This is a genomic window from Stenotrophomonas sp. TWI700 (assembly GCF_039673645.1).
GTDB classification, from domain to species: Bacteria; Pseudomonadota; Gammaproteobacteria; order Xanthomonadales; family Xanthomonadaceae; genus Stenotrophomonas; species Stenotrophomonas maltophilia_AA.
This window is the reverse complement of record NZ_JBDJMB010000001.1, coordinates 238,646-259,735: the sequence shown is the minus strand read 5'-3', so window position 1 is coordinate 259,735 and position 21,090 is coordinate 238,646. Positions and strand designations below refer to the sequence as shown.

The following is a 21,090-nucleotide window of genomic DNA, read 5'->3' as shown; positions in this document are numbered from 1 at the left end:
GGGACGTCACCCATGAATCCATCCTCCGAGAGGTATCTCCATGTCGTCTCTGCACCACCTGCGCATGACCGCACTCGCTGACCCTGCGCGCCGGGTTGTACCACGGAAGGCAGCGACCGCCCTCATCGTTCTTGGACTTGGGGCCGCGCAAGCGATGCTGGTTTCTCCAGCCGGCGCTGAGCCGCTTGTGGTGACCAGCGACGTCGACCGCTTCTATGCGATCTACGAGGCTTCCGATGGCAAGCCGACAGCGGATCAGCTGCAGCGCGACTATCTGGCGATGGGGTCCGAAGGCTTGAAGCACTTCGCCCGCATCCGCAATATCACCGGGGAGCGCATCGCCAAAGCCATCGCCGATAGACCGGAAATCTATGTCGACGCACGCAAGTGCGCCACGGTGCTCCCTGCCGCCAGGATCCGCGTGGGCCGCGCGTTGAGTCTCTTCTCAGAAATGTACGCTGGCGCCCGGTTTCCGGCGGTGACGGTTTCGGTAGGGCGCGGGCGCCCCGTTGCTGTCGCGGGCCCCAATGACGGCATCAATATCGGACTGGAGGCGCTGTGCGCGACCACCTTCATCAACCCGGATGTCGAAGATCGCTTCGTGCGCGTCATGGTCCATGAATTCGTCCATGTCCAGCAGAATCCCGCGCTGACCGACAAGCCAGACCCCACGGTTCTTGATGTATCGCTTGTCGAAGGCTCAGCCGAATTTTTGACGGAGCTGCTTACCGGTGATGTCGCCTACGCTTACATGGCTGACCTGGTGAAGGGGCGGGAGCTGGAAATCGAGTCAAAATTCCAGGCAGAGATGGGATCAACCGATCTGTCAAACTGGTTGTACAACTCCTCCGCATCCAATCCACAGGACATCGGTTACTGGGTCGGCTATCGCATCGTCAAAGCATACTATTTCAATGCCAAAGACAAGCGTCAGGCGCTCAAGGAGATCATCACGATGGGCGACCCCCACACCATCCTGGCAGGCAGTGGCTGGAAGCCGGGCGTGGTGATCGAGTGATAGTCGTGAGGCCGCGAGACGTTCTCCAGCGATGCTCTGATCATCCTCGCAAGATTGGTCGGATGCGGCAGGCCCGGCGTATTCACGCGGTCGGCAACGACACATGCCCGACTGCATATGCCTGCGCCGCCGCGTCCTCCAGGACAGGAGCCTGCTTCCATAGCTGGAGGCGCAGCTGAGTCCAGCCAGCGGGATCGAACCCATTTACCACCGCCAGCGCGCCGCGTGCGATCGCATCGCGCGCCTCGGCAACGGCCTGGGCGCGCAGTGCCGCCAGATCAGCATCGGCGCTGATCGGGGTGATGGTGCGGCTGGCGTGGCGCGCCTGCGCCAGCCCCGGCGCCAGTTCGGCATGCCACGGCAACCAGGTCTGCACCGCCGGCCGGCCCAGGTCGCGGCACAGCGTGGCAAATGGCGGGCTGGCCAGAAAGTCGGTTTGACCCTGCGGTGTTGCCCACAGATAGAACGGCGCGTACAGATTGACGCTGCCGTGCACACCCGCCTGCCGGCGCGCACTGAGCCAGGCCTTCATGCGCAGTTGCGGGTAACCGTCGAACAGCGGCCCCTTGTCGGTGATGCGACGGTCGATCTGCGCCATGTCATGGGCGTCGTCCAGAACGACGCTGTATTGCATGGCGATCATGGTGCTGTCCCGCTGTCATCGGCCGCCGAAATGCCGCCACCGAACGACCAGTCCTCCCAGCCCGATTCGGCGATCACCACCATCACATCCTGGGCGGGAATGCCCGGCGCCTGTTCCAGCTCATCAACCAATCGCCGGAAGAACGCCGCTTTGGTCGCGGCGCTGCGCGGCTTGCCGGTGGTGATATGGAACAGCACGTACTGGTCCGAGCGCGGGCCGCCACGGTAATGCCGGTCGAACACCAGTTCGCCGGGGGCATGCTGGTGCACGGCCACGAACCGGTCGTGTGGCGGTACCTGGAAGCTTTCGACCAGTGCGCGGTCCAGGGCGTTGGTGAGCGCCCCGAGGTAGGCCGGCGAACGGCCGGCGAGGAGCGAGACGCGGGTAATGGGCACGGAGAGCTCCGAAGCGGGGCGGGGAGGTGTACTCTCGCCTGCCTGGGGCGTCCTGAAAATCGGATTATTCGGGATCGCCAATCCCGGAATATGGAACAGTCATATGCGTCTGACCAATCTCGACATGGATGCGCTGCGCAGTTTCGTGACCGGCCTGGATGCCGGTTCGTACGCGCGCGCCGCCGACCGGCTGGGCCGCTCCACCTCGGCGGTGAGCGCACAGTTGAAGAAACTTGAAGAGCAGGCCGGGGTGCCGCTGCTGCGCCGCTCCGGCCGCGGGCTGGGCCTGACCGGGGAGGGCGAGGTGCTGCTGTCCTACGCGCGGCGCATGCTCGGGCTCAACGACGAGGCGGTCGCGGCGCTGCACCGCGAGCCACTGCAGGGCTGGGTGCGGCTGGGCATCCAGGAGGACTTCGGGCAAAACGTGCTGCCGCAGGTGCTGGGGCAGTTCGCACAGGCCCATCCGCAGGTGCGCATCGAGGGTCGCATCGCACGCAATGCCGAGCTGCTGGACAAGGTGGCCAGCGGCCAGCTCGACCTGGCACTGGCGTGGGACGAGGGCAATGCCGCAGCGGCGCGGATCGCGACGGTACCGCTGTGCTGGCTGAGCGCGGCCGACGGCGGCCCACACTGGCACCGCAACAACGACGAGCCGTTGCCGCTGATCGCACTGGAGGCACCGTGCCTGATGCGTACCCTGGCCTGCGAGGCACTGGACCGGCACGGCATCGCGTGGCGGCTGGCCTTCACCAGCCCCAGTCTGGGTGGCTTGTGGGCAGCCACCGCCGCCGGGCTCGGCGTCGCGCTGCGCACGCCGATCGGACTGCCAACCACGCTGCGCGCACTACCCGCCGGTGCGCATGGGCTGCCGCCGCTGCCGTCGCTGGGCTTGGCACTGCACCGCGCGCCGCAGCAGAACAGCGCACCGGCCGCGCATCTGGCCGACATCATCGAGCAGGCGTTGCACGCGTCGCTGCCTGGCGGTTGGCTGTTGCGGTGAGCAGCTCTCTGGTGGACCTGTAGCCGAGGGCGTCGTAGACCGCGCCCAGTTCATACAGCCTGCACAGGTATGCACAGGTAGCGCGAGAGGACGAGCTACCTGCGTGATAGCCTTGCCGCCAGGTAGGACAGCCTGACGGGGGGCGGCATGCTCCTGTTCCCGCCGCGAGGGCTCGAACATTTTCAACTGTGCTGAAGCTCGTGCAGCCGGCGCGGCACCCGTGCGCCGCGGAGACCCTGGATATGGGCCTCACCTTGACCGCGACAACGATGGCATTGGGTGTGAGCCTTACCGTGGCCGCAAGTAGGGCGCCGCCCACCATGGACATCGCCTTGTTGCAGGGCCCCAGCACCTCTAAGATCGCGCTCTGCCACATCCTCCTCAAGCGCCTACGCATGCACGCGACGTCCATGAGTGTTCCCAGTAGTGCGTGGTTGCGCTGCCTCGTTCTGTCCGCCGCGCTTTTTGCCGCGGGCTGCGCGGGCGGAAAGGGCCCAGCGAAGGATCTCGGGGCGGAGATCGATGAGGTCGCCGCAGCGCTGGTCGAGCAGCCCTTGCTCCACTCAGCCTCGATCGGCGTCGTGTATCGGGGCAAGGCGTTCATCCGGCATCGCGGCGACATGGAAGCCGGGAAGCCGGGCGCGCCGACCGATGCGACCCTCTACGAAATCGGTTCGTTGAGCAAGACCCTGGCCGGCACCCTGATGGCCAATGCCGTGCGGGACGGGAGGGTGGGGCTGGACGACGACGTTCGGATGTATCTGCAGGGTGACTATCCGAATCTGCAGTACGAAGGCGACCCCATCCGCATCCGGCACCTGCTGTCGCACACCAGTGGCTTGCCAAACATGTTGCCGGAACGCGCGAACACGGTGCTCGCCGACTTTACGGATCACCGTACGCCCGACGCGCTCAATGCCGTCTATGCGCACTACGACAAGGCGGACTTCCTCCGGGACCTGCACACGGTCGAGATTCCCCGGGTGCCGGGGAAGGATTACGGCTATTCCAGTGCCGGGACGGAGCTGACGGCACATGTCCTGGAAGTGGTCTACAAGAAGGATTACGAGTCGCTGTTGCGCGCATACCTCGGCGACGCTGCGGCGATGACGGGCCTCAGGATCAGGCTGAGCGATGAGGAGGCGCCCCGTCTTGCGGTCGGCTATCACAGCGACAACCCAGTACCGACCACGCCGATGCCACAGTTGCCGTGGGGTGCATCCGGGAACGCAAAGGCGACGCTTCCCGACATGGTGAAGTACCTGAAGTTCCAGCTGGCCGACGGGCCCGTGGCAAAGGAATCGCATCGTACCCTGGTCACCTTTGATGCCGAGTCCAGCATCGGCTACTTCTGGAACATCGTCCGTGGCGACCCCCTGAAGGGTACTTACTATGCGCACCATGGTGGCGTGCCGCGCTCGCAGTGCTATGTCTATATCCTGCCGAAGTACGACCTCGGCATCTTCGTGATCACCAACCAGAGCGGCGACCAGACTGCGCGCGCCATGGAAACAGCGATCGATACGTTGGTGGAGAAAATCGCGGCGCGGGAGAACCGCGCTGGCAAGGGTGAAGTAATTCCGGATGCCTGACACCTGTGGTGGGTTGGTGCATGCCCCTGTGTGGGTCTGGGCGCTTCTGGTTTTCCTGGTCAGCCGCGGCATCGCTGCCATGAAACCCGGTGAAACCTCACTCTGCCGCTACTGCTGGTCACGTTCGCGGTGAAGTACGATTGCGCCTCACGGCTTGTCATGCCAGACAGCACGCTGGAAGCGGCAGGCTGAATGGGGAGGCGCGGGTCGAGAAGGTACCGGAGCTCCCATGACGTCAAGGCAGGCCGCCCCGATCCGTTCACACGCAGCGGCCTATATTCGCCGCTGTGACGCCGCACGCTGCGGCCGAAGTGGAGGCTGTCCTATGAAAATCCGACGCTTGCTTGGCATTACGTTGACGGCCGCAGTGGCGATGACCACAGCCCCCGCCTGGGCCGACCCGCCGCACCATGCACGGGGCAATGGTCCACCCCCTCACGCCGGCGGCCCCCACAACCGCGATGCCCCACCGCCGGGATGGCAGAAAAAGGCATGGCGACGCGGGGAGAGGCTGCCTTGGGCTGAGGTCGACCGCCGCTACTGGGTGGACGACTACGCGCATTATCGTCTGCGGGATCCTGGTCGCGGTCAGCGCTGGGTTCGACAGTCGGATACCGAGTACTTGCTGGTGGAGATCGCAACCGGCGTGATCATCGACGCACTGCACCGATAAGAACGCGCACCCCGGGTGCCAGCCACGGCGCGGTCGTGGCTTCTCACTGTCAGACTGCCCCAGCCCTCGCCTCGATGAGGTCGGGCTGGGGTTTCGCGCGAATGGGGAAGAGGTCGCTGTTGACCTGAATCGCGGTTGAGGTAATAGGCTGCTCAGCCCAGCTTCCTCAGGATGGATTCCCCATGTCGTTGCCGACGTCGATCTGGCTGTTCCAAGCCGTCTACGCGACGGGCTTGACTGTCTGGCTGGCAATCGCCGTCATCGACAACATCAGAGCATTCCGCGAACTGGCCGGAGCGGTGGGCATCACCCTGTCCATGGCACTCCTGCGGCAGGCACCGCCGGTAGAAACGGCGCTTGCGACGCGTGCGGTGACGTCCAGTGTCCTGAGCAGAATCGCAGCACTTGCGCTGCTGGCCCTGAAGCTCCTCGCGCTTTCAGCGATGGCGATGGGATGCTGTCTGCTTCTGTTTGCGAGCGGCATTGATCAGGCCCGTCCGTGGTTGAACCTGGCGCTGAGTTTCTTCGCCCTCCTGCTGCTCGCCATGCACCTCGGCGGACTCTGGTTTGCGTACTGGATCCGTCAGGACGACCTGCAGCGCGGGCACCTGATGCTGCTTGTCTGGATCCTGGGCGCATTCTTCCTGTTCAACGGCTCATGGGCGTGAGCGCTAGGCATCCCGTTTGAGCCACGCGACCAACGCGGAGAATGCCGGCGAGGGTTGGCGACGGTTCGGATAGTAGAGGTGATAGCCGGGGAAGGGCACACACCACTTGTCCAGGACGGCCACCAGCCGCCCCTCGGCAATGTGATCGGCCACCATGGGCTCGGGCGCATACGCCAGGCCCAGCCCGTCGAGTGCGGCATTGATGACGTGGACCATGCTGTTGAACACCAGCGGCCCGTCGCCACGCACGGTGAATTCCTTGCCCTTCTCGTCGAACTCCCAGGCATAGATGGCGCCGTTCGGGCGGTGCCGGATGTTCACGCAACGGTGCCGCGTGATGTCGGCAGGTTTCCTGGGCTTGGGATGCGCCTCGAAGTAATCGGGAGACCCCACCACGACCAGCCGCCAATCAGGACCCACCCGGACCGCGATCATGTCCTTGCTCAGCGCCTCGCCCAGCCGGATGCCGGCGTCGAAACGTTGTTCCACCACATTGGTGAAGCCGTAGTCGACGTAGAACTCGAGCGTGATGTCCGGATACTCGGCAAGGAACCCGGCCAGGCGGGGACGGATGATGGTCTCCATCGAGTCATCCGTGCAGGAGATCCGCAGCGTCCCGGCCGGGCGGTCGCGCAGGTCGCCGAGTGCCTCGACGCTTGCGCCGATGGCCTCGAAGTGCGGGGCGATGGAGCGCATCAGGCGCTCGCCCGCCTCGGTCGGGGAGACATTGCGCGTGGTCCGGGCCAGCAGCCGGATGCCCAGGCGCTCTTCCAGCAGCCGCATCGAATGGCTCAACGCAGACGGGGTGACGCCCAGGCGAGCCGCCGCCTTGGTGAAACTCTGCTCCTGCGCCACCACCAGGAAGGCTTGCAGGTCGTTGGTCTTCACTGCGCTCATGGGCCAATTGTGAGCTCAACTCAGTAATGCATCAACTTTCAGCCGGCTTATCGCGGTAACGGCCCGGGCCTATCGTGGCGTCCTCACTCCTCCAGAGGCGGTCCGCATGAAACCCACCACGCTGCTGCTGGCACTGCTCGCCAGCCCCCTCGTTCCACATTCCGCGTGGGCGGCTGACGCGCCAGCGGCCACCAGGACCACGGCGGCGGACAATTTCTACAGGAGCGACCGGGTGACGGGCGAGCGCGTCCGGTTCAAGAATCAGTACCAGATGGAGGTGGTGGGCACGCTGTACAGGCCCAAGGGTCCGGGACGCGATGGCCGCGCGCCAGCCGTGGTGGTCGGTCACCCGATGGGCGCGGTGAAGGAACAGAGCGCGCAGCTGTACGCACAGAAGCTGGCCGAACAGGGCTTCGTGACGCTCGCGATCGACCTGTCCTTCTGGGGTGAAAGTGCGGGCACGCCGCGTCACCTGGTATCGCCGGAAATCTACTCGGACGACATCAGTGCGGCCGTGGACTTCCTGAGCACGCAGTCGTTCGTGGACCCGGAACGGGTGGGCGGCCTGGGCATCTGTGGCAGCGGCAGCTTCGTGATCAGCGCGGCGAAGATCGACCCGCGGATCAAGGCCATCGCGACGGTCAGCATGTACGACATGGGCGCCGCCGTGCGCCAGGGGCTGAACAATGCGCAATCGCTGGAGCAGCGGAACGCGATGATCCAGGCGGCCGCGCAGCAGCGTCTGGTGGAGTTCAAGGGCGGGCAGCGCGTGTATGTGCCCGGGACCGTGAACACGCTCGAACCCGATACCCCGGACGTGCAGCGCGAATTCTTCGACTTCTACCGCACGCCGCGCGGCGCTTACGCGGCCGCCGGCGAGCGCCCTGAACTGACCACGCAGCCGCTGTTCAGCAGCCTGGTAAAGTTCATCAACTTCCATCCGTTCAACGACATCGAGACCCTTTCGCCACGGCCGATGCTTTTCATCTCCGGCGACACCGCGCACTCCCGTGAGTTCAGCGAAGACGCATATCGGCGGGCCGGCGAACCGAAGGAGCTCTACTGGGTGAAGGGTGCCGGGCACGTGGACCTGTATGACCGCGCCGACCTGATTCCGTTCGCCAAGCTCACGACGTTCTTCCAGCAGAGCCTGGCCGGGAAATGAGTCGTCCCGACACCACCGTGGACAAGGGCAACTGGGGCGGCGTGCTCGCCATGACGCTGTGCGTCTTCGCGTTGATCGCATCCGAATTCATGCCGGTGAGCCTGCTTACACCCTTGGCCGCGGACCTTGGCGTGACCGAGGGCCTTGCCGGCTATGGGATTGCCATCTCGGGCGCCTTCGCGGTGTTGACCAGCCTGTCGATCTCCCGGCTGGCCGGGACCATCGACCGCAGAACGTTGCTTCTTACGCTGACTGCGTTGATGGCGGTGTCGGGTCTGATCGTGGCGCTAGCCCCCAACTATCCGGTCTACATGATCGGCCGTGCGCTGATCGGCGTGGTGATCGGTGGGTTCTGGTCACTGTCCGCGGCGACCGCCATGCGGCTGGTGCCCGCAGCGCAGGTGCCGCGGGCCTTGGCGATCTTCAACGGCGGCAACGCGCTGGCAACGGTGATCGCCGCGCCGCTGGGCAGCTACCTGGGCGGTGTGATCGGATGGCGCGGGGCGTTCCTGTGCCTGCTGCCGGTGGCGGCTGTCGCGCTGGCGTGGCAGTGGGCCTGCCTGCCGTCCATGGCAGCGGAGCGCAGACAGCCGCAACGCGGCGTGCTTGTGCTGCTCCGACGGCGGGTGGTCGCGTTGGGCATGACCGCGGGCGGCGCCTTCTTCATGGGCCAGTTCGCCTTGTTCACCTATGTGCGACCGTTTCTGGAACGGGTCACCAACGCGGGTGATGCCACTGTCCCGCTGGTGCTGCTGGCCATCGGTGCAAGCGGCCTGGTCGGGACACTCGCTATCGGGGCGTTCCTCAGGCGCGGGCTTTACCGCACGCTGGTGACTGTTCCTGCCTTGATGGCGGTGATCGCCGCGGCACTGGTTCCGCTGGGTCCGCAGCTGTGGCCGACGGGCGCACTGCTTTCAGCCTGGGGCCTGCTGGCTACGGCGGCACCGGTGGGGTGGTGGAGCTGGCTGGCGCGCACCTTCAGCAACGACGACGCCGAAGCGGGTGGGGGGCTGATGGTCGCGGTGGTGCAGTGCTCGATCGCGCTGGGCTCCACACTCGGCGGCCTGCTGCTGGACAGCGTTGGCTTCGCCGGCACATTCCTGGCCAGTGCCGGCGTGTTGGTGTTTGCGGCGCTGCTGGCCTATGTCACGGCCGCGGACGCCGGGTCCGCCGCCCCGTCGGCGGTGGCTGCGGAGGCCCGAAGCTGATGAGGCGCATGCCGTCGATCACTGGGCAGCTGCTGAGCGTTTGCCTCGCATTCGGTGCGCTGCCGGCAGGGTCGGCCGAGCGGAATCATCACATCGTGGCGCTCACGAAGGTAGGGTCCAACCCGGAGGTCCACTCCGACACGCATACGAAGGAGACATCGATGAACATCAATCCCACTGACGTGCCGGCCACCACACTGGATGCCAGGCAGCAGGCCGTCATTCCGATCAGCGCCGCCGCGGCAGCCGGTGACATGGCCCGCCTTGGCGAGGCATTGAATCACGGCCTGGACGCCGGGCTGAGCGTGGCCGAGGTGCGCGAGATCCTCGTACAGGTATACGCCTATGCCGGCTTTCCCAGAAGCCTCAATGCACTCGGCGAGATGATGAAGGTGGTGGACGCGCGCAGGCAGCGCGGCATCCACGATGAGGCCGGTCGCGAACCGGTGAAGCCGATACCCAAGGGCGATGCGTTGCTGGCGGCAGGGACGGCCAATCAAACCACGCTGGCAGGTGCGCCGGTCGCCGGACCCTTGTTCGAGTTCGCGCCACAGGCCAACGCCTATCTACGGACCCACCTGTTCGGGGACATCTTCGAACGTGACAACCTGGATTGGCAGAGCCGCGAGCTGGCGACCGTCAGCATGCTGGCCGCGATGTCCGGGGTGGAACCCCAGCTGCAGTCTCACGTGGGGATAAGCATGAACATCGGCGTGAGCGTCGAGCAGCTGCGTGAGCTGGCCGATGTTCTTGACGCGCGTTTCGACCCGCACGCGGCAACGCGTGCGCGCGATGCCATTGAACGTCAACTGGACTCCCTGCGCACCGAGTGACGCGGAAACAGGATTTCATCACATGACGCGCATGCGTCGGAGAGAGCAATGAACAAGGCAATGTGGGGCATCTCAATCTGTCTGATCGCGCTTTCCTTTGGCGCACGCGCGGAGGAGGCACAGATGACGAGACTGTCGAAAATCACCGTGGACGCTGCCCATCTCCCCGCCTATCGGGAGGCGCTGGCTGAAGAAGTCCGCGCTTCAATGGCGCTTGAGCCTGGTGTTCTGTCGCTGTATGCGGTGTTTGACAAGGAGGATCCGACACGACTGACCATCCTGGAGATCTACGCCAACCGCCAGGCCTACGAAGCACATGTAAAGAGCCCGCACTTCCTCGCGTACAAGAACGGAACACTGCACATGGTCACGTCGCTGGAGCTGGTGGACGTCGATCCGCTGCTACCGGAGTTGAAGATCAAGTGAGCCGACGGGCAGCGGCCCGCTCAAGGCCCTTGCTGATCGGCATCCGGAGCGCTGGCCGTATCGCCGTCCAGCGTCAGCGGCCTCGCCATGTCCTTGATCCAGCCCCACAGACCATAGAGGACGGCGTAGGCGCTGAGGGCGCTGAGCAACATCGGCCCCATCGCTTCTTTCATCAGCTCCCCTGGGTCGCATTGGAGCGGGCCGCTGTTGCCCTTGCCCATCCGCATGCAGCCGTGTTCGGGATAGGCCATCGTATAGGCGCCCCAGGCGAGGAACGCGGCGAGCAGTGCGAACAACAGCATCACGCCGACGTCGGCATCACGATTGCCCAATCGCTCCCAGCGTTGCGCCAGCCGCAGCTTCAACATCCTTCAACATCCCTGTCCATACAGCCACCCATGATAACAGTGCACGATATCGCGCAGACATCGCGTCGGTAGACTTGGTGTCTGCCACAGATGGCGGCAAACTACTGCTGGACGTGGCGTAGCGCCACCGGCAGGAGTGACATGCGTGACTGATCCAGGAAAGGAAGCGCTGACCATCCGTCGCGCCAGCGTGACCGATACGCCCGCTGTGCTGCGGTTGTTCGACGAAGTGATTGCGTGGTTCGTGGCCATCGGCAACCCGCAGCAGTGGGGCAGCGAAGCATGGTCGTCCATTCCGCGCCGCATCACCCAGGTGACCGATGCCTGCGCGCTGCCCGGCGCCTGGGTGGCTGAAACAGGGCAGGGTGAGGTACGCGCATTCCTGGCGCTGGGCGAGGCCATGCCTTACGTGCCCGCGGCGACCCAGCCAGAGCTCTATGTCCGTGTGCTGGTTGCTTCGCGGGATCCGCGCGTGCGCGGTATCGGCCGCCGGCTGATGGCGTTCGCCGACGAGCAGGCACGTGCCGCGGGTGTCGCCTACCTGCGCGTGGATTGCTATGGCGGAGGCAGTGGCGACCTGGTGCGGTTCTACGAATCGTGCGGTTACGAAAGGCTGTCGACCTTCAACATAGACGGGTGGCCGGGCCAGGTCCTGGGCCGTCGCCTGTAAGTGGCCGCCTCCGCGCCAGGCGGCTAGATGTCCGGCAAGGGCCGCGATACGGACGCCCGCGTGACCAACTGGTGCGGAAGCACATGGTTGACGATGCCGCGCGCCGAAGCAGAGGAGCGTCGAATCTCGCGCAACAGGATGTCGATGGCAGTGTCCGCCATCTCCGCCACCGGTTGACGGATCGTGGTCAGCTCCGGCCACACCATGGTTGACGCGGAGGTGTCGTCGAAACCGACCACCGAGAGATCGCGCGGCACCTCCAGGCCGCGACGATGCGCCACGGAAACCACGGCAGACGCCATGTCGTCGTTGCTGGCGAAGATCGCACTGGGCGGCGTGTGCAGGGCCAGCAGCCCTTCGGCCGCCTCCAGTCCGGAGCGGTAGGTGAAGCAGCCGGGCTGGACGAGTGCAGCGTCGTACGGGATGCCCACGTCATCCAGCGCATCCCGGTAGCCCTGCCAGCGGTGCGCACTGGCGGTCTGATTCGGATCGCCCTTGATATAGCCGATGCGGGTATGTCCCTGGCGGATCAGGTGCGACACCATGTCATGGCTGGCCTGGCGGTCATCAATGCGCACACAGGACACGCTGTCACTGAAATGGCTGGACGCGATGGAGATGACGGGAATGCCGCCGAGCAGGAATTCGTCGACGATGTCCTTCGACTCACACAGGGGTGGGGGAAGAATCACGCCCGCCACGCTGCTGGACAGTTGCCGTGCCGCCTCGCGACGCGCCTGCGCGCCCAGGTCGTCCCAGGTGGCGATCACCAGCTGCGCCGCGGCCCGGGTGGAGCCGCGCAGGGCCCCGACCAGCAGTTCGCGAAGATAGCTGGCGCTGGGATTGGTGTAGATCAACGCGATGCAGGTGTGCTGCGCCGCCGCCAGGGCGCTCGCCGCAGGATTGGGCCGATAGTCCAGTTCGAGCACGCTGCGCATGACACGCTCGCGGTTGCCTTCGCGCACCCCCGCATGGCCGTTGATGACGCGGGACACCGTCATCGCGGATACCCCGGCGTGCGCCGCGACGTCGTCGATGGTGATGGCACTCGCTTTTCGACGGACGGTTCTGTGGCTGTTCTTCAAGGGCTCGTTTCCTTTGCTGCGCTGCATGATGACAAGCGCGACCCCGGATGATTAGTCTGCGGCCGTGACGTGATGGTAGCGCTACCACCTGGCCGGGGTAAGGGCCAGTGGGTACCCCCCCCTTTACCACGCGGCTGTTCTGGCAAGCCTGAAAGCGAGTGTGAGTCGCAGTGAGCGCACAGCGCACTGCGATGTTCGGTGTGGAAGACGGGCATCGCCCGTACGTGCCCCCAGGAGGGGCGGTACATCCATTCGATCGTATATGTCAGAGGGGAGAGTCATGAGCGCTTCTACGTTCCGTCGTACCCAAGGCCGGGGGGCTCGTTCATGAGCCGCACGCTGGCGAAGTTCACCTCCAGGGCCATGTTCACGTTCGTGGGCGGCGTCCTGGTCATCAATCCCGCCTTCGCACAGGACGCCTCAACGCCGGCGCCCGTCGCCCAAGCGCAGGCCCAGCCCAGCAGCCCGACGCAGCTGGATACCGTGCAGGTCACCGGCATCCGCAACAGCCTCAGCCAGGCGATGGACATCAAACGCGACTCGGCCGGCGTGGTGGATGCGATCAGTGCCGAGGATATCGGCAAGTTCCCGGACACCAACCTGGCCGAGTCCCTGCAGCGCATCACCGGCATCTCCATCGAGCGCCGTGATGGCGAAGGCGCGCAGGTCACGGCGCGAGGCTTTGGCCCGCAGTTCAACATGGTGACGCTCAACGGTCGCCAGATGCCGGGTGCTGATGCGTTCGGTGCCTCGGGACAGGTCGCCATCGGCGGTGTCGACGGCGGCACCCGCGCGTTCAACTTCGCCCAGCTGGCCGCCGAGGCCATCAACGGCATCGAGGTCTACAAGACCAGCCAGGCCAATGTGCCCAGCGGTGGCATCGGCGCCACCATCAACATCCTGACGGCGCGGCCGTTCGACCACGATGGCACCGTCGCCAGTGCCGGTGCGAAGGTCGTCTCCGACCAGAGCCAGCCATTCGACAGCGACCTGACGCCGGAACTGTCCGGCATCTTCAGCTACAGCAACCCGGAAAAGACCTTCGGCGTTGGCGTGAGTGCGAGCTACCAGAAGCGCAAAGGTGGCTCGGTGCAGGCCACCAACAACTACTGGAACATCCAGCCGTGGACCGGCACGTTGCCCGGCAACCCGACCGTGGTCAATGCACCGGCGATAGGCGCGCTGTACGGTCGCCCGAACGATCTCCGCTATGCGTTCTCCGAGTTCGAGCGTGAGCGCGTCAACGGCCAGGCGGTGCTGCAGTTCGCACCGACCGACGCGGTGACCCTGACCCTCGATTACACCTATTCGACGAACGAGATCACCGAGAATCGTGGCGAACAGGGCATGTGGTTGCAGAACAGCAACTACACCGATGTCACCTTCGACACCAGCGGCGCGGTCGCAACCCCGATCTACATCCGCGAAGTCGCGGGGACCAAGGATTTCGGGCTTGAACAGCAGCGCAGCATGCAGAAGTACAAGCTGGGATCGCTCGGCTTCAATGCCCAGTGGAACGTCACCGACCGCTTCAAGCTGAGCTTCGACGCGCACGACTCGAAGAACGAAAGCCGGCCTAACGATCCGCTCACCGGGGGCGGCTCCATCTTCAGCAGCATCGCCGGCACCAACAACTGCACCACCGGACCGCATTGCGGTGGGTCCTGGGTGCAGGAAATGAACTTCAACAACGGCCTGCCGGTGGGCACCCAGGTCTGGTACCCGAGCACGGCCGATGCCCTCGCCAAGACCAACGGCGTGGTCAATCCGGGCTTCGTGCCCGGCGAGATCGGGTCGCAGGTGCTGCGCGTCAATTCGCAGACCCAGATCAGCGAGATCAAGCAGGGCCGCGTCGATGGTGAGTGGAGCTTCGACAAGGGCCGCTTCCAGTTTGGCGTGGATTCGAGCAAGCAGACCACCCACCGCATCCAGGCCGCGGAGAACTACAACACCCTGGGCGACTGGGGCGTGGCCAACGTTGACGGGGATGTTGCCAACGGGCTGATGGACCTGCTGCAGCCGGTCAACATCGTCGGGCTGTTCAACGACTTCAATGCCAACAGCTTCACCGCCTGGCGCGGCGATGCCGGCCGCCTCGCGCAGTGGGCAGCGGACAACTATGGCGCCAGTCTCGGCGTGAGTCCGCAGCGCGCCGCCGACAACCTGGTGGAGGAGAAGACCAAATCGGCCTATTTCCAGGTCGAACTGGACGGCGAGCTGGGCGGCCTGCGCACCAATACCCGTCTGGGCGTGCGCTATGAAACCACCGATGTGGTGTCGACGTCGGTCATCGCCATTCCGGAGGCGATCGAATGGCAGTCCAACAACGACTTCCGCGTGGTGTTGTCCGACGAACAACAGCCCTTCACCGAGAAGAACAGCTACAGCTACATCCTGCCCAACCTCGACTTCAGCATCGACCTCATGGACGACCTGAAGGGGCGCGTCTCGTTCGGCAAGAGCATCGCGCGCGCGCCGATCGGCAACCTCTATGCAGGCCCGACCGCACAGCAACCGTTTGGCTCGGTGCTGATCGATCCGTCTTCGCGGGCCAGCGGCACGGCACAGAACCCGCAACTGAAGCCGCTGGAATCGGACAACCTCGACCTGGCGCTGGAGTGGTACTTCGCTGACGCGAGCTACGTGTCGGTCACGTACTGGAACAAGCGGGTCGCCAACTTCATCGGCAACACCGTGGTCCAGGAAAACCTGTACGGCCTACGCGACCCGACCTCCGGCCCGGATGCACAGTCGGCCCTGGCCTTCCTCAACAGCGGCGCCTGCGTGACCCAGGTCGGTGCGGCCAATGCGGCGGCCTGCAACGGCAACGACACCGCGTTGTTCACCGCGCTGGCGCTGCTGCGCAACAATCCCGCCGGACTGGGTGCCTACAACGGTACGGACGCGCAGGTCCTGGCCACCGAAGCCAGCTACGATCTGTATGGCACGGCGGCCGACCCGCTGTACCAGTTCAACGTCAACCGGCCCATCAACCAGAACGAGTCCAAGCTGCATGGCTGGGAGCTCGGTGGGCAGTACTTCTTCGGCGACACCGGGTTCGGCGTCCTGGCCAACTACACCCTCGTGAACGGCGATGTCGGCTACAACAACGGGGGCGACCCGGGCATCGACCAGTTCTCGCTGACCGGCCTCAGCGACACCGCCAACGCCATGCTGATGTACGAAAAATACGGCTGGTCGGTGCGCCTGGCCTGGAACTGGCGTGACCAGTACCTGATCCTGGCCAACCAGGGCGCCAGCCGTAATCCGTACTATGTGGAAGCGTACGAACAGTGGGATCTCAGCGTGAACTACACCCTGGATGATCACTGGTCGTTTGGGCTGGAGGCAATCAACCTGACCGGTGAGGACGTCCGCTGGCGCTCGCGCACCTCGCAGATGATCGTGAAGCTGGCAGACCAGAGTCCGCGTTATATGCTTGGCGTTCGGTACCGGTTCTGATGTGTGGGGGTGCCGCTGCCCTGGTGGCGGCACCCGTTCAAGGGTCCTGATGGGGTTGAAAGAACACCATGCCGCGTTACGAAATGCTCAACAACATCGCCCACCGCGATCTGCGCGTGGCCACCGACTTCGGCCCCGAGTTCGGCGACGCGGTCGGCATGGTCCCGGCCTACCCGAGCGAGTTCGCCGAACTGCAGCGCGAATATCCCATTTTCCTTCGCAGGGACGTCGCCACGGGCGAGTGGCAGTCGGTGGTCCTGCTCGGGTTCGAGCAGCACGAAAATCTGTTCCTGCAGGATGGCCGATGGAATGCGTCCTACCTGCCCGGGGCGGCGGCCAAGGGGCCGTTCCTCATCGGCTTCCAGGAAAACCGCATCGATGGCGCGCTCGTCCAGGAAGCAGTGCTGCACGTGGATCTGGATCATCCGCGCGTGAATGCGATGCAGGGCGAGCCGGTGTTCCTGCCGCAGGGGGGCAACACGCCGTATCTGGACCATATCGCAGGCGTGCTGCGTGGCATTCACGATGGCCACGCCTTCGGCGCGCAGATGTTTGCCGCGCTCGATGCCAAAGGACTCATTCAACCGGTCACGCTCGACGTGCAGATCGCCCAGGAGCACCGGGTGGGTGTCAACGGTCTGCACGCCATCGACCGTGACCGGCTTGGCCAGCTGGACGGCCCCGCACTCGCCGAACTCAACCGCGCCGGCTACCTGGAAGGCGCGTACCTGATGCTGGCGTCGCTGCACAACATGCGGCGCCTGATCGCCGAGAAGCAGAAACGTCTGCGCCTGCAGGATGCCGCTGCCGCGACGGGCAGGAACTGACCAGTGCTGGACGGCATTGCCATGCAGACCCTGGAAGACCTGGAGCCCGGCGCGCTTCCGTTGGAGGCACTGGTGGCCGCCGGCGAGCCGGTGGTGCTGCGCGGCATCGCGCGCGACTGGGGACTGGTGCAGGCGGGGTTGCGCTCCACGCAGGCGGCGATGGGGTATCTGCGCGGCTTCGATGCGGGAATCCCGGTCCAATACTCCTTTGGCGGACCTGAGATCGAGGGGCGCCCGTTCTACAACGCGGACTTCACCCGGTTGAACGTCGAGGTCCGGCGTGGGTTGTTGAGCCAGGTGCTGGACGGGATTGCCGATCATCTCGACGACCCGAGGCCACCCACCTACTATCTCGCGTCGCTGCTGATCGATCGGGCGCTGCCCGGCTTCGCGGAGGCCAACGACGTCGGGCTGGCGGGGCAGGGCATCGAGGCCTCGGCGAGCATCTGGATCGGCAACCGCGTGACCGCCTCCTGCCATTTCGACACCCCGGACAACCTGGCGTGCTGCGCCGTGGGCCGACGCCGGTTCACGCTGTTTCCGCCCGAGCAGATCGACAACCTGTATCCGGGGCCGCTGGAACCCACCCCGGGCGGGCAGGTGGTGAGCGTGGTGGATTTCGACCGCCCGGACTTCGCGCGCCATCCACGGTTCCGTGATGCATTGGCAAGCGCGCAGACCGCCGAGCTCGAACCGGGGGATGCGATCTTCATTCCCGGCCTGTGGTGGCACCACGTGCGCAGCCTGGCGCCGTTCAATGTGCTGGTGAACTACTGGTGGCGCAGTTCGCCGGCCTTCCTTTCCTCACCGCTGCCGGCACTCCATCACGCGATGTGGGCCGTGCGCGATCTGCCTGCGCGCGAGAAGCAGGCTTGGGCAAAGATCTTCGAGTACTACGTATTCGGTCCGGGTGAGCGCGCAGGACAGCACCTGCCCGACGCCGCCCGGGGCGACCTGGCACCCTTCGACGAGACGCAGGCGCGCCGCATGCGCGCCCAGTTGCTGGCTCGACTCAACCGCTGATGGGAGCACCGCATTGAACGTGGCGAACACAACCGAAGGGCGTATCCGCAAGGTCGTCATCGCCGGCGGCGGCACCGCAGGCTGGCTGGCCGGCTGTGCGCTGGCGCACCAGTTCCGCGACCAGCTGGACATCACCCTGGTGGAGTCCGAGCAGATCGGTACGGTGGGTGTCGGCGAGTCGACCGTGCCGCCCATCCGCACGTTCCACCGTTTCCTGCAGATCGATGAGCAGGAGTTCCTGCAGGCCGTCGCCGGCACGTTCAAGCTCTCGATCTCGTTCGAGAACTGGCGTCGGCCCGGCGACCGCTTCATCCATCCGTTCGGCACGATCGGGCAGGGCACCTGGGCTACGCCGTTCCACCATTTCTGGCTGGACAGCCTGCGCCGCGGCATGCCGTCGGACCTGGGCGATTTCTGCCTGGAAAGCGTGGCCTCGCGGGAAGACCGGTTCTCGCTGCAGACCCAGCCCCAGGTCAACTACGCCTATCACTTCGACGCCGGGCTCTACGCGAAATTCCTGCGCCGCAAAGCTGAAGGCCACGGGCTGCGCCGGGTGGAAGGCAAGATCCGCGAGGTCCGGCAACATGCCCACGACGGCTCCGTTGCCTCCCTGGTGCTGGAAGACGGGCAGATCATCGAGGGCGATCTGTTCATCGACTGCACCGGCTTCCGCGGCTTGTTGACCGAGCAGACCCTGCATACCGGCTATGAGGACTGGAACGAATGGTTGCCCAGTGACCGCGCCGTCGCGGTGCAGACCGAGTCGGTCGGCCCACCGGTGCCGTACACCCGCGCCATCGCGCATGAAGCCGGGTGGCGATGGCATATCGCGCTTCAGCACCGGGTCGGCTGTGGCCTGGTGTTCTCCAGCCGCCACATGTCCGACGACGAAGCGCAGGCCAAGCTGCTGCGTGACGTCGACGGGCCGCCGCTGCGCGATCCCTGGCTGGTGCCGTTCCGCAGCGGGCGCCGGTTGAAGGCCTGGAACAGGAACGTGGTGGCGCTGGGTCTTGCCAGCGGCTTCATCGAGCCGCTGGAGTCGACCAGCATCCATCTGACCATCAGTGCGGTGGTGCGCCTGATCCAGCTGTTCCCGTTCGACGGCATCAGCCCGGCGCTGATGGACCTGTACAACGACGTCAGCCGCCAGGAGATGGAGCACGTACGCGACTTCATCATCCTGCACTACCACGCCAACCAGCGCGACGAGCCGATGTGGAAGGCCTGTCGGGAGATGGAACTGCCCGAATCGCTCGCGGTCCGCCTGCGCGCCTGGCGCGAACGTGCGCATGCCTGGCAGGACCCCGGCGAGCTCTTCCGGGTGGACTCCTGGACAAGCGTGCTGATGGGGCAGGGGATCCAGCCGGGCCCCCCGCACCCGCTTGCCGCCGCCATCAGCGACGCGGACCTGCGCACGCTGTTGATGCGGCTCCGCCAGCCGGTGGAGCAGGCAGTCGCGACGATGCCGTCGCAGGCAGCGTTCATCGAACGCTACTGCAGGGCGGCGCAGGACGTCTGGCCACGGGCCTCAGCCCTGGCATGACAGGGCAGCATGCTGCTGCACAGAAAAGGTAGCGCTACCTCCATACACCAACGGGATGAGATAGATGGATCTGGTTGCAGGAATCGATGCAGGTACACAGAGTCTGAAAGTGGTGGTGTACGACCCTGCCGGGCGGCAGCTCATTGCCAGCGCGAGCGCGCCCCTGGACCTGGCGTTCGCCGCCGATGGCAGCCGTGAGCAGCAGCCGGCCGCGTGGGTCGCAGCCCTTCAGGCCTGCTTCCGCGCGATAGATTCCAAGGTTCGTTCCCGCATCTCCGCGCTGGCGGTCTCGGGGCAACAGCACGGCTTCGTTCCGGTCGACGCCGCGGGGGAGGTGCTCGCACCGGCCAAGCTGTGGTGCGACACCAGCACCTCGGCCGAGTGTGTGCAGATCATGGACGCACTCGGCGGACCAGCGCGCACCATCGCGCTGGCCGGCAACCCGATCCTGACCGGTTACACCGCGTCCAAACTGCCCTGGACGAAGATGCATCGGCCCGACGCATACGCCCGGCTCGCCACGATCCTGCTGCCGCACGATTACCTCAACTTCGTGCTGACCGGGCAGCGCTTCTACGAGTATGGCGATGCGTCGGGCACAGGCTGGCTGGACGTGCGCACCCGGACCTGGTCGACCGAGCTGCTGCGCGCGACCGATCCGGAGCGCGACCTGGCCCTCTGCCTGCCGCGCATCGCCGCGCCCGACGAGCTGTTCGACATCGATCCGGCCACGGCGGGCGTGTTGGGGCTACCCGGGACGGTGAAGGTTGCGGTTGGCGGGGGCGACAACATGATGGCGGCCATCGGTACCGGCTGCGTCGTGCCCGGCCGCCTGGCGATGAGCCTGGGCACCTCGGGCACCTTGTTCGCCTATTCGGACACGCCCGTGGTCGATCCGGACGGCGCCTGGGCCGCGTTCTGCTCGTCCACCGGTGGCTGGCTGCCGTTGATCTGCACGATGAACTGCACCGTGGTGACCGAACAGGTCGCCGATGCCTTCGGCTTCAGTACCCGCGACGGTGATGCCCACCTGCGGGCGACCTCGCCCGGTGCCGACGGCTTGGTGATGCTGCCGTTCCTCAATGGCGAACGCACGCCGGACCTGCCGCTGGGCAAGGGCGTCCTGGCCGGTCTGGACACGACGAACATGACCCCGGCGCACCTCTACCGCGCGGCCATGGAAGGCGCCACCTACAGCCTGAAGTATGGATACGACGCCTTCGTCCGCGCGGGCATGCGGTTCGACCGCATCGTGCTGACCGGTGGCGGCAGCAACAGCGCGCAGTGGCGGCAGATGGTGGCCGATGTCTTCGGCCTGCCGGTGGACGTGCCGACCCAGTCCGAGGGGGCGGCGTTCGGTGCGGCATTGCAGGCCCTGTGGGCGCTGGGGCACGCGCGCGGTGACGCCGCCTCCATCGCCGACATCGCGAACCAGCACGTTGCGGTCGATCCGCTGCAGTCCGCTCACCCGGATCCGATGCGTACGCACGCCTATGCCGCGGCCTATGCACGTTTCCTGCGACACCTCGACGCCCTCACGCCGCTGTATCGCGGCTGATCCCTCTACGCACCACCTCGCACAACGACAGGAAGA

At 65.5% G+C, this 21,090-nt stretch carries 21 protein-coding genes; 16 read left to right on the top strand and 5 right to left on the bottom strand.

All coding sequences use genetic code 11. The features are described from left to right. The first annotated feature begins 40 nt into the window (after positions 1 to 40). Complete coding sequence (locus tag ABE473_RS01095; RefSeq protein ID WP_346488151.1) at positions 41 to 1,018, top strand: DUF2268 domain-containing putative Zn-dependent protease; 978 nt, start codon at positions 41 to 43, stop codon at positions 1,016 to 1,018. An 82-nt stretch (positions 1,019 to 1,100) separates the two neighbouring features. On the opposite strand, the gene ABE473_RS01090 is transcribed toward ABE473_RS01095, so the two are convergent. Both ABE473_RS01090 and ABE473_RS01085 read right to left on the bottom strand, forming a co-directional pair. Next, positions 1,101 to 1,661 carry a DUF4865 family protein gene (locus ABE473_RS01090; protein ID WP_346488150.1) on the bottom strand — a complete coding sequence of 187 codons (561 nt, stop codon included), beginning with the start codon at positions 1,659 to 1,661 and terminating at the stop codon, positions 1,101 to 1,103. Then, positions 1,658 to 2,056, bottom strand: a complete 399-nt coding sequence (locus ABE473_RS01085; protein WP_346488149.1) for a tautomerase family protein — start codon at positions 2,054 to 2,056, stop codon at positions 1,658 to 1,660. Before ABE473_RS01085 ends, ABE473_RS01090 begins: the two co-directional genes overlap by 4 nt. A 103-nt stretch (positions 2,057 to 2,159) precedes the next feature. On the opposite strand from ABE473_RS01085, the gene ABE473_RS01080 reads away from it, so the two are divergent. The 5 genes from ABE473_RS01080 to ABE473_RS01060 all read left to right on the top strand — a co-directional run bounded on the left by ABE473_RS01080 (position 2,160) and on the right by ABE473_RS01060 (position 5,989). Beyond that, entirely contained in the window at positions 2,160 to 3,056 is an 897-nt protein-coding gene (locus tag ABE473_RS01080) for a LysR substrate-binding domain-containing protein (protein ID WP_346488148.1), read from the top strand. A 220-nt stretch (positions 3,057 to 3,276) separates the two neighbouring features. Then, complete coding sequence (locus ABE473_RS01075) at positions 3,277 to 3,363, top strand: excalibur calcium-binding domain-containing protein (protein ID WP_346488284.1); 87 nt, start codon at positions 3,277 to 3,279, stop codon at positions 3,361 to 3,363. Further along, complete coding sequence (locus tag ABE473_RS01070) at positions 3,326 to 4,648, top strand: serine hydrolase domain-containing protein (protein WP_346488283.1); 1,323 nt, start codon at positions 3,326 to 3,328, stop codon at positions 4,646 to 4,648. Before ABE473_RS01075 ends, ABE473_RS01070 begins: the two co-directional genes overlap by 38 nt. Before the next feature lie 325 nt (positions 4,649 to 4,973). Further along, a complete protein-coding gene (locus tag ABE473_RS01065; protein ID WP_346488147.1) occupies positions 4,974 to 5,321 on the top strand; it encodes an RcnB family protein in 348 nt (115 codons plus the stop codon). 182 nt (positions 5,322 to 5,503) lie between these two features. Beyond that, the gene (locus ABE473_RS01060; protein WP_346488146.1) at positions 5,504 to 5,989 is read left to right on the top strand and encodes a DUF2165 family protein; all 486 of its coding nucleotides are present in this window, start codon (positions 5,504 to 5,506) and stop codon (positions 5,987 to 5,989) included. A gap of 3 nt (positions 5,990 to 5,992) precedes the next feature. Here ABE473_RS01060 and ABE473_RS01055 read toward each other — a convergent pair whose 3' ends face one another. Beyond that, positions 5,993 to 6,886 (bottom strand): LysR family transcriptional regulator, encoded by an 894-nt coding sequence (locus ABE473_RS01055; RefSeq protein ID WP_346488145.1) that lies wholly within the window; start codon positions 6,884 to 6,886, stop codon positions 5,993 to 5,995. Between the two features lie 106 nt (positions 6,887 to 6,992). Between ABE473_RS01055 and ABE473_RS01050 the strand changes: the two genes are divergently transcribed. Genes ABE473_RS01050 through ABE473_RS01035 form a run of 4 tightly spaced genes read left to right on the top strand, consistent with a single transcriptional unit; the run spans position 6,993 to position 10,518 of the window. Then, the gene (locus tag ABE473_RS01050) at positions 6,993 to 8,051 is read left to right on the top strand and encodes an alpha/beta hydrolase (protein ID WP_346488144.1); all 1,059 of its coding nucleotides are present in this window, start codon (positions 6,993 to 6,995) and stop codon (positions 8,049 to 8,051) included. A 50-nt stretch (positions 8,052 to 8,101) separates the two neighbouring features. Further along, complete coding sequence (locus ABE473_RS01045) at positions 8,102 to 9,259, top strand: MFS transporter (protein WP_346488282.1); 1,158 nt, start codon at positions 8,102 to 8,104, stop codon at positions 9,257 to 9,259. Then, positions 9,259 to 10,092, top strand: coding sequence for a carboxymuconolactone decarboxylase family protein (locus ABE473_RS01040; RefSeq protein WP_346488143.1), 834 nt, complete (start codon positions 9,259 to 9,261; stop codon positions 10,090 to 10,092). The genes ABE473_RS01045 and ABE473_RS01040 overlap by 1 nt, the downstream gene beginning before the upstream one ends. 48 nt (positions 10,093 to 10,140) lie before the next feature. Beyond that, a complete protein-coding gene (locus ABE473_RS01035) occupies positions 10,141 to 10,518 on the top strand; it encodes an antibiotic biosynthesis monooxygenase family protein (protein ID WP_346488142.1) in 378 nt (125 codons plus the stop codon). 20 nt (positions 10,519 to 10,538) lie between these two features. Here the strand turns inward: ABE473_RS01035 and ABE473_RS01030 are convergent, their stop codons facing one another. Continuing rightward, positions 10,539 to 10,886, bottom strand: a complete 348-nt coding sequence (locus ABE473_RS01030; protein WP_346488141.1) for a hypothetical protein — start codon at positions 10,884 to 10,886, stop codon at positions 10,539 to 10,541. Positions 10,887 to 11,031: 145 nt separating this feature from the next. On the opposite strand from ABE473_RS01030, the gene ABE473_RS01025 reads away from it, so the two are divergent. Beyond that, positions 11,032 to 11,556, top strand: a complete 525-nt coding sequence (locus tag ABE473_RS01025) for a GNAT family N-acetyltransferase (protein ID WP_346488140.1) — start codon at positions 11,032 to 11,034, stop codon at positions 11,554 to 11,556. Between the two features lie 23 nt (positions 11,557 to 11,579). On the opposite strand, the gene ABE473_RS01020 is transcribed toward ABE473_RS01025, so the two are convergent. Next, positions 11,580 to 12,641 (bottom strand): LacI family DNA-binding transcriptional regulator, encoded by a 1,062-nt coding sequence (locus ABE473_RS01020; protein ID WP_346488139.1) that lies wholly within the window; start codon positions 12,639 to 12,641, stop codon positions 11,580 to 11,582. A gap of 327 nt (positions 12,642 to 12,968) precedes the next feature. Between ABE473_RS01020 and ABE473_RS01015 the strand changes: the two genes are divergently transcribed. From ABE473_RS01015 to xylB, 5 genes are all read left to right on the top strand, one after another. Beyond that, a complete protein-coding gene (locus ABE473_RS01015) occupies positions 12,969 to 16,103 on the top strand; it encodes a TonB-dependent receptor (RefSeq protein ID WP_179458887.1) in 3,135 nt (1,044 codons plus the stop codon). A 68-nt stretch (positions 16,104 to 16,171) separates the two neighbouring features. Further along, entirely contained in the window at positions 16,172 to 16,930 is a 759-nt protein-coding gene (locus ABE473_RS01010) for a SapC family protein (RefSeq protein ID WP_346488138.1), read from the top strand. A 3-nt stretch (positions 16,931 to 16,933) separates the two neighbouring features. Beyond that, complete coding sequence (locus tag ABE473_RS01005; protein WP_346488137.1) at positions 16,934 to 17,953, top strand: cupin-like domain-containing protein; 1,020 nt, start codon at positions 16,934 to 16,936, stop codon at positions 17,951 to 17,953. A gap of 13 nt (positions 17,954 to 17,966) precedes the next feature. After that, positions 17,967 to 19,496 (top strand): tryptophan halogenase family protein, encoded by a 1,530-nt coding sequence (locus tag ABE473_RS01000; RefSeq protein WP_346488136.1) that lies wholly within the window; start codon positions 17,967 to 17,969, stop codon positions 19,494 to 19,496. Between the two features lie 64 nt (positions 19,497 to 19,560). Next, a complete protein-coding gene (gene xylB, locus ABE473_RS00995; protein WP_346488135.1) occupies positions 19,561 to 21,054 on the top strand; it encodes a xylulokinase in 1,494 nt (497 codons plus the stop codon). Positions 21,055 to 21,090 lie beyond the last annotated feature (36 nt).

Bases quoted from the DNA above. Each gene is read 5' to 3' on its own strand.
- ABE473_RS01095 (WP_346488151.1), top strand. From the start codon at position 41: ATGTCGTCTCTGCACCACCTGCGCATGACCGCACTCGCTGACCCTGCG.
- ABE473_RS01050 (WP_346488144.1), top strand. From the start codon at position 6,993: ATGAAACCCACCACGCTGCTGCTGGCACTGCTCGCCAGCCCCCTCGTT.
- ABE473_RS01030 (WP_346488141.1), bottom strand. From the start codon at position 10,886: ATGTTGAAGCTGCGGCTGGCGCAACGCTGGGAGCGATTGGGCAATCGT.
- ABE473_RS01045 (WP_346488282.1), top strand. From the start codon at position 8,102: ATGACGCTGTGCGTCTTCGCGTTGATCGCATCCGAATTCATGCCGGTG.
- ABE473_RS01065 (WP_346488147.1), top strand. From the start codon at position 4,974: ATGAAAATCCGACGCTTGCTTGGCATTACGTTGACGGCCGCAGTGGCG.
- ABE473_RS01060 (WP_346488146.1), top strand. From the start codon at position 5,504: ATGTCGTTGCCGACGTCGATCTGGCTGTTCCAAGCCGTCTACGCGACG.
- ABE473_RS01090 (WP_346488150.1), bottom strand. From the start codon at position 1,661: ATGATCGCCATGCAATACAGCGTCGTTCTGGACGACGCCCATGACATG.
- xylB (WP_346488135.1), top strand. From the start codon at position 19,561: ATGGATCTGGTTGCAGGAATCGATGCAGGTACACAGAGTCTGAAAGTG.
- ABE473_RS01080 (WP_346488148.1), top strand. From the start codon at position 2,160: ATGCGTCTGACCAATCTCGACATGGATGCGCTGCGCAGTTTCGTGACC.
- ABE473_RS01040 (WP_346488143.1), top strand. From the start codon at position 9,259: ATGAGGCGCATGCCGTCGATCACTGGGCAGCTGCTGAGCGTTTGCCTC.
- ABE473_RS01010 (WP_346488138.1), top strand. From the start codon at position 16,172: ATGCCGCGTTACGAAATGCTCAACAACATCGCCCACCGCGATCTGCGC.
- ABE473_RS01015 (WP_179458887.1), top strand. From the start codon at position 12,969: ATGAGCCGCACGCTGGCGAAGTTCACCTCCAGGGCCATGTTCACGTTC.
- ABE473_RS01070 (WP_346488283.1), top strand. From the start codon at position 3,326: ATGGCATTGGGTGTGAGCCTTACCGTGGCCGCAAGTAGGGCGCCGCCC.
- ABE473_RS01055 (WP_346488145.1), bottom strand. From the start codon at position 6,886: ATGAGCGCAGTGAAGACCAACGACCTGCAAGCCTTCCTGGTGGTGGCG.
- ABE473_RS01035 (WP_346488142.1), top strand. From the start codon at position 10,141: ATGAACAAGGCAATGTGGGGCATCTCAATCTGTCTGATCGCGCTTTCC.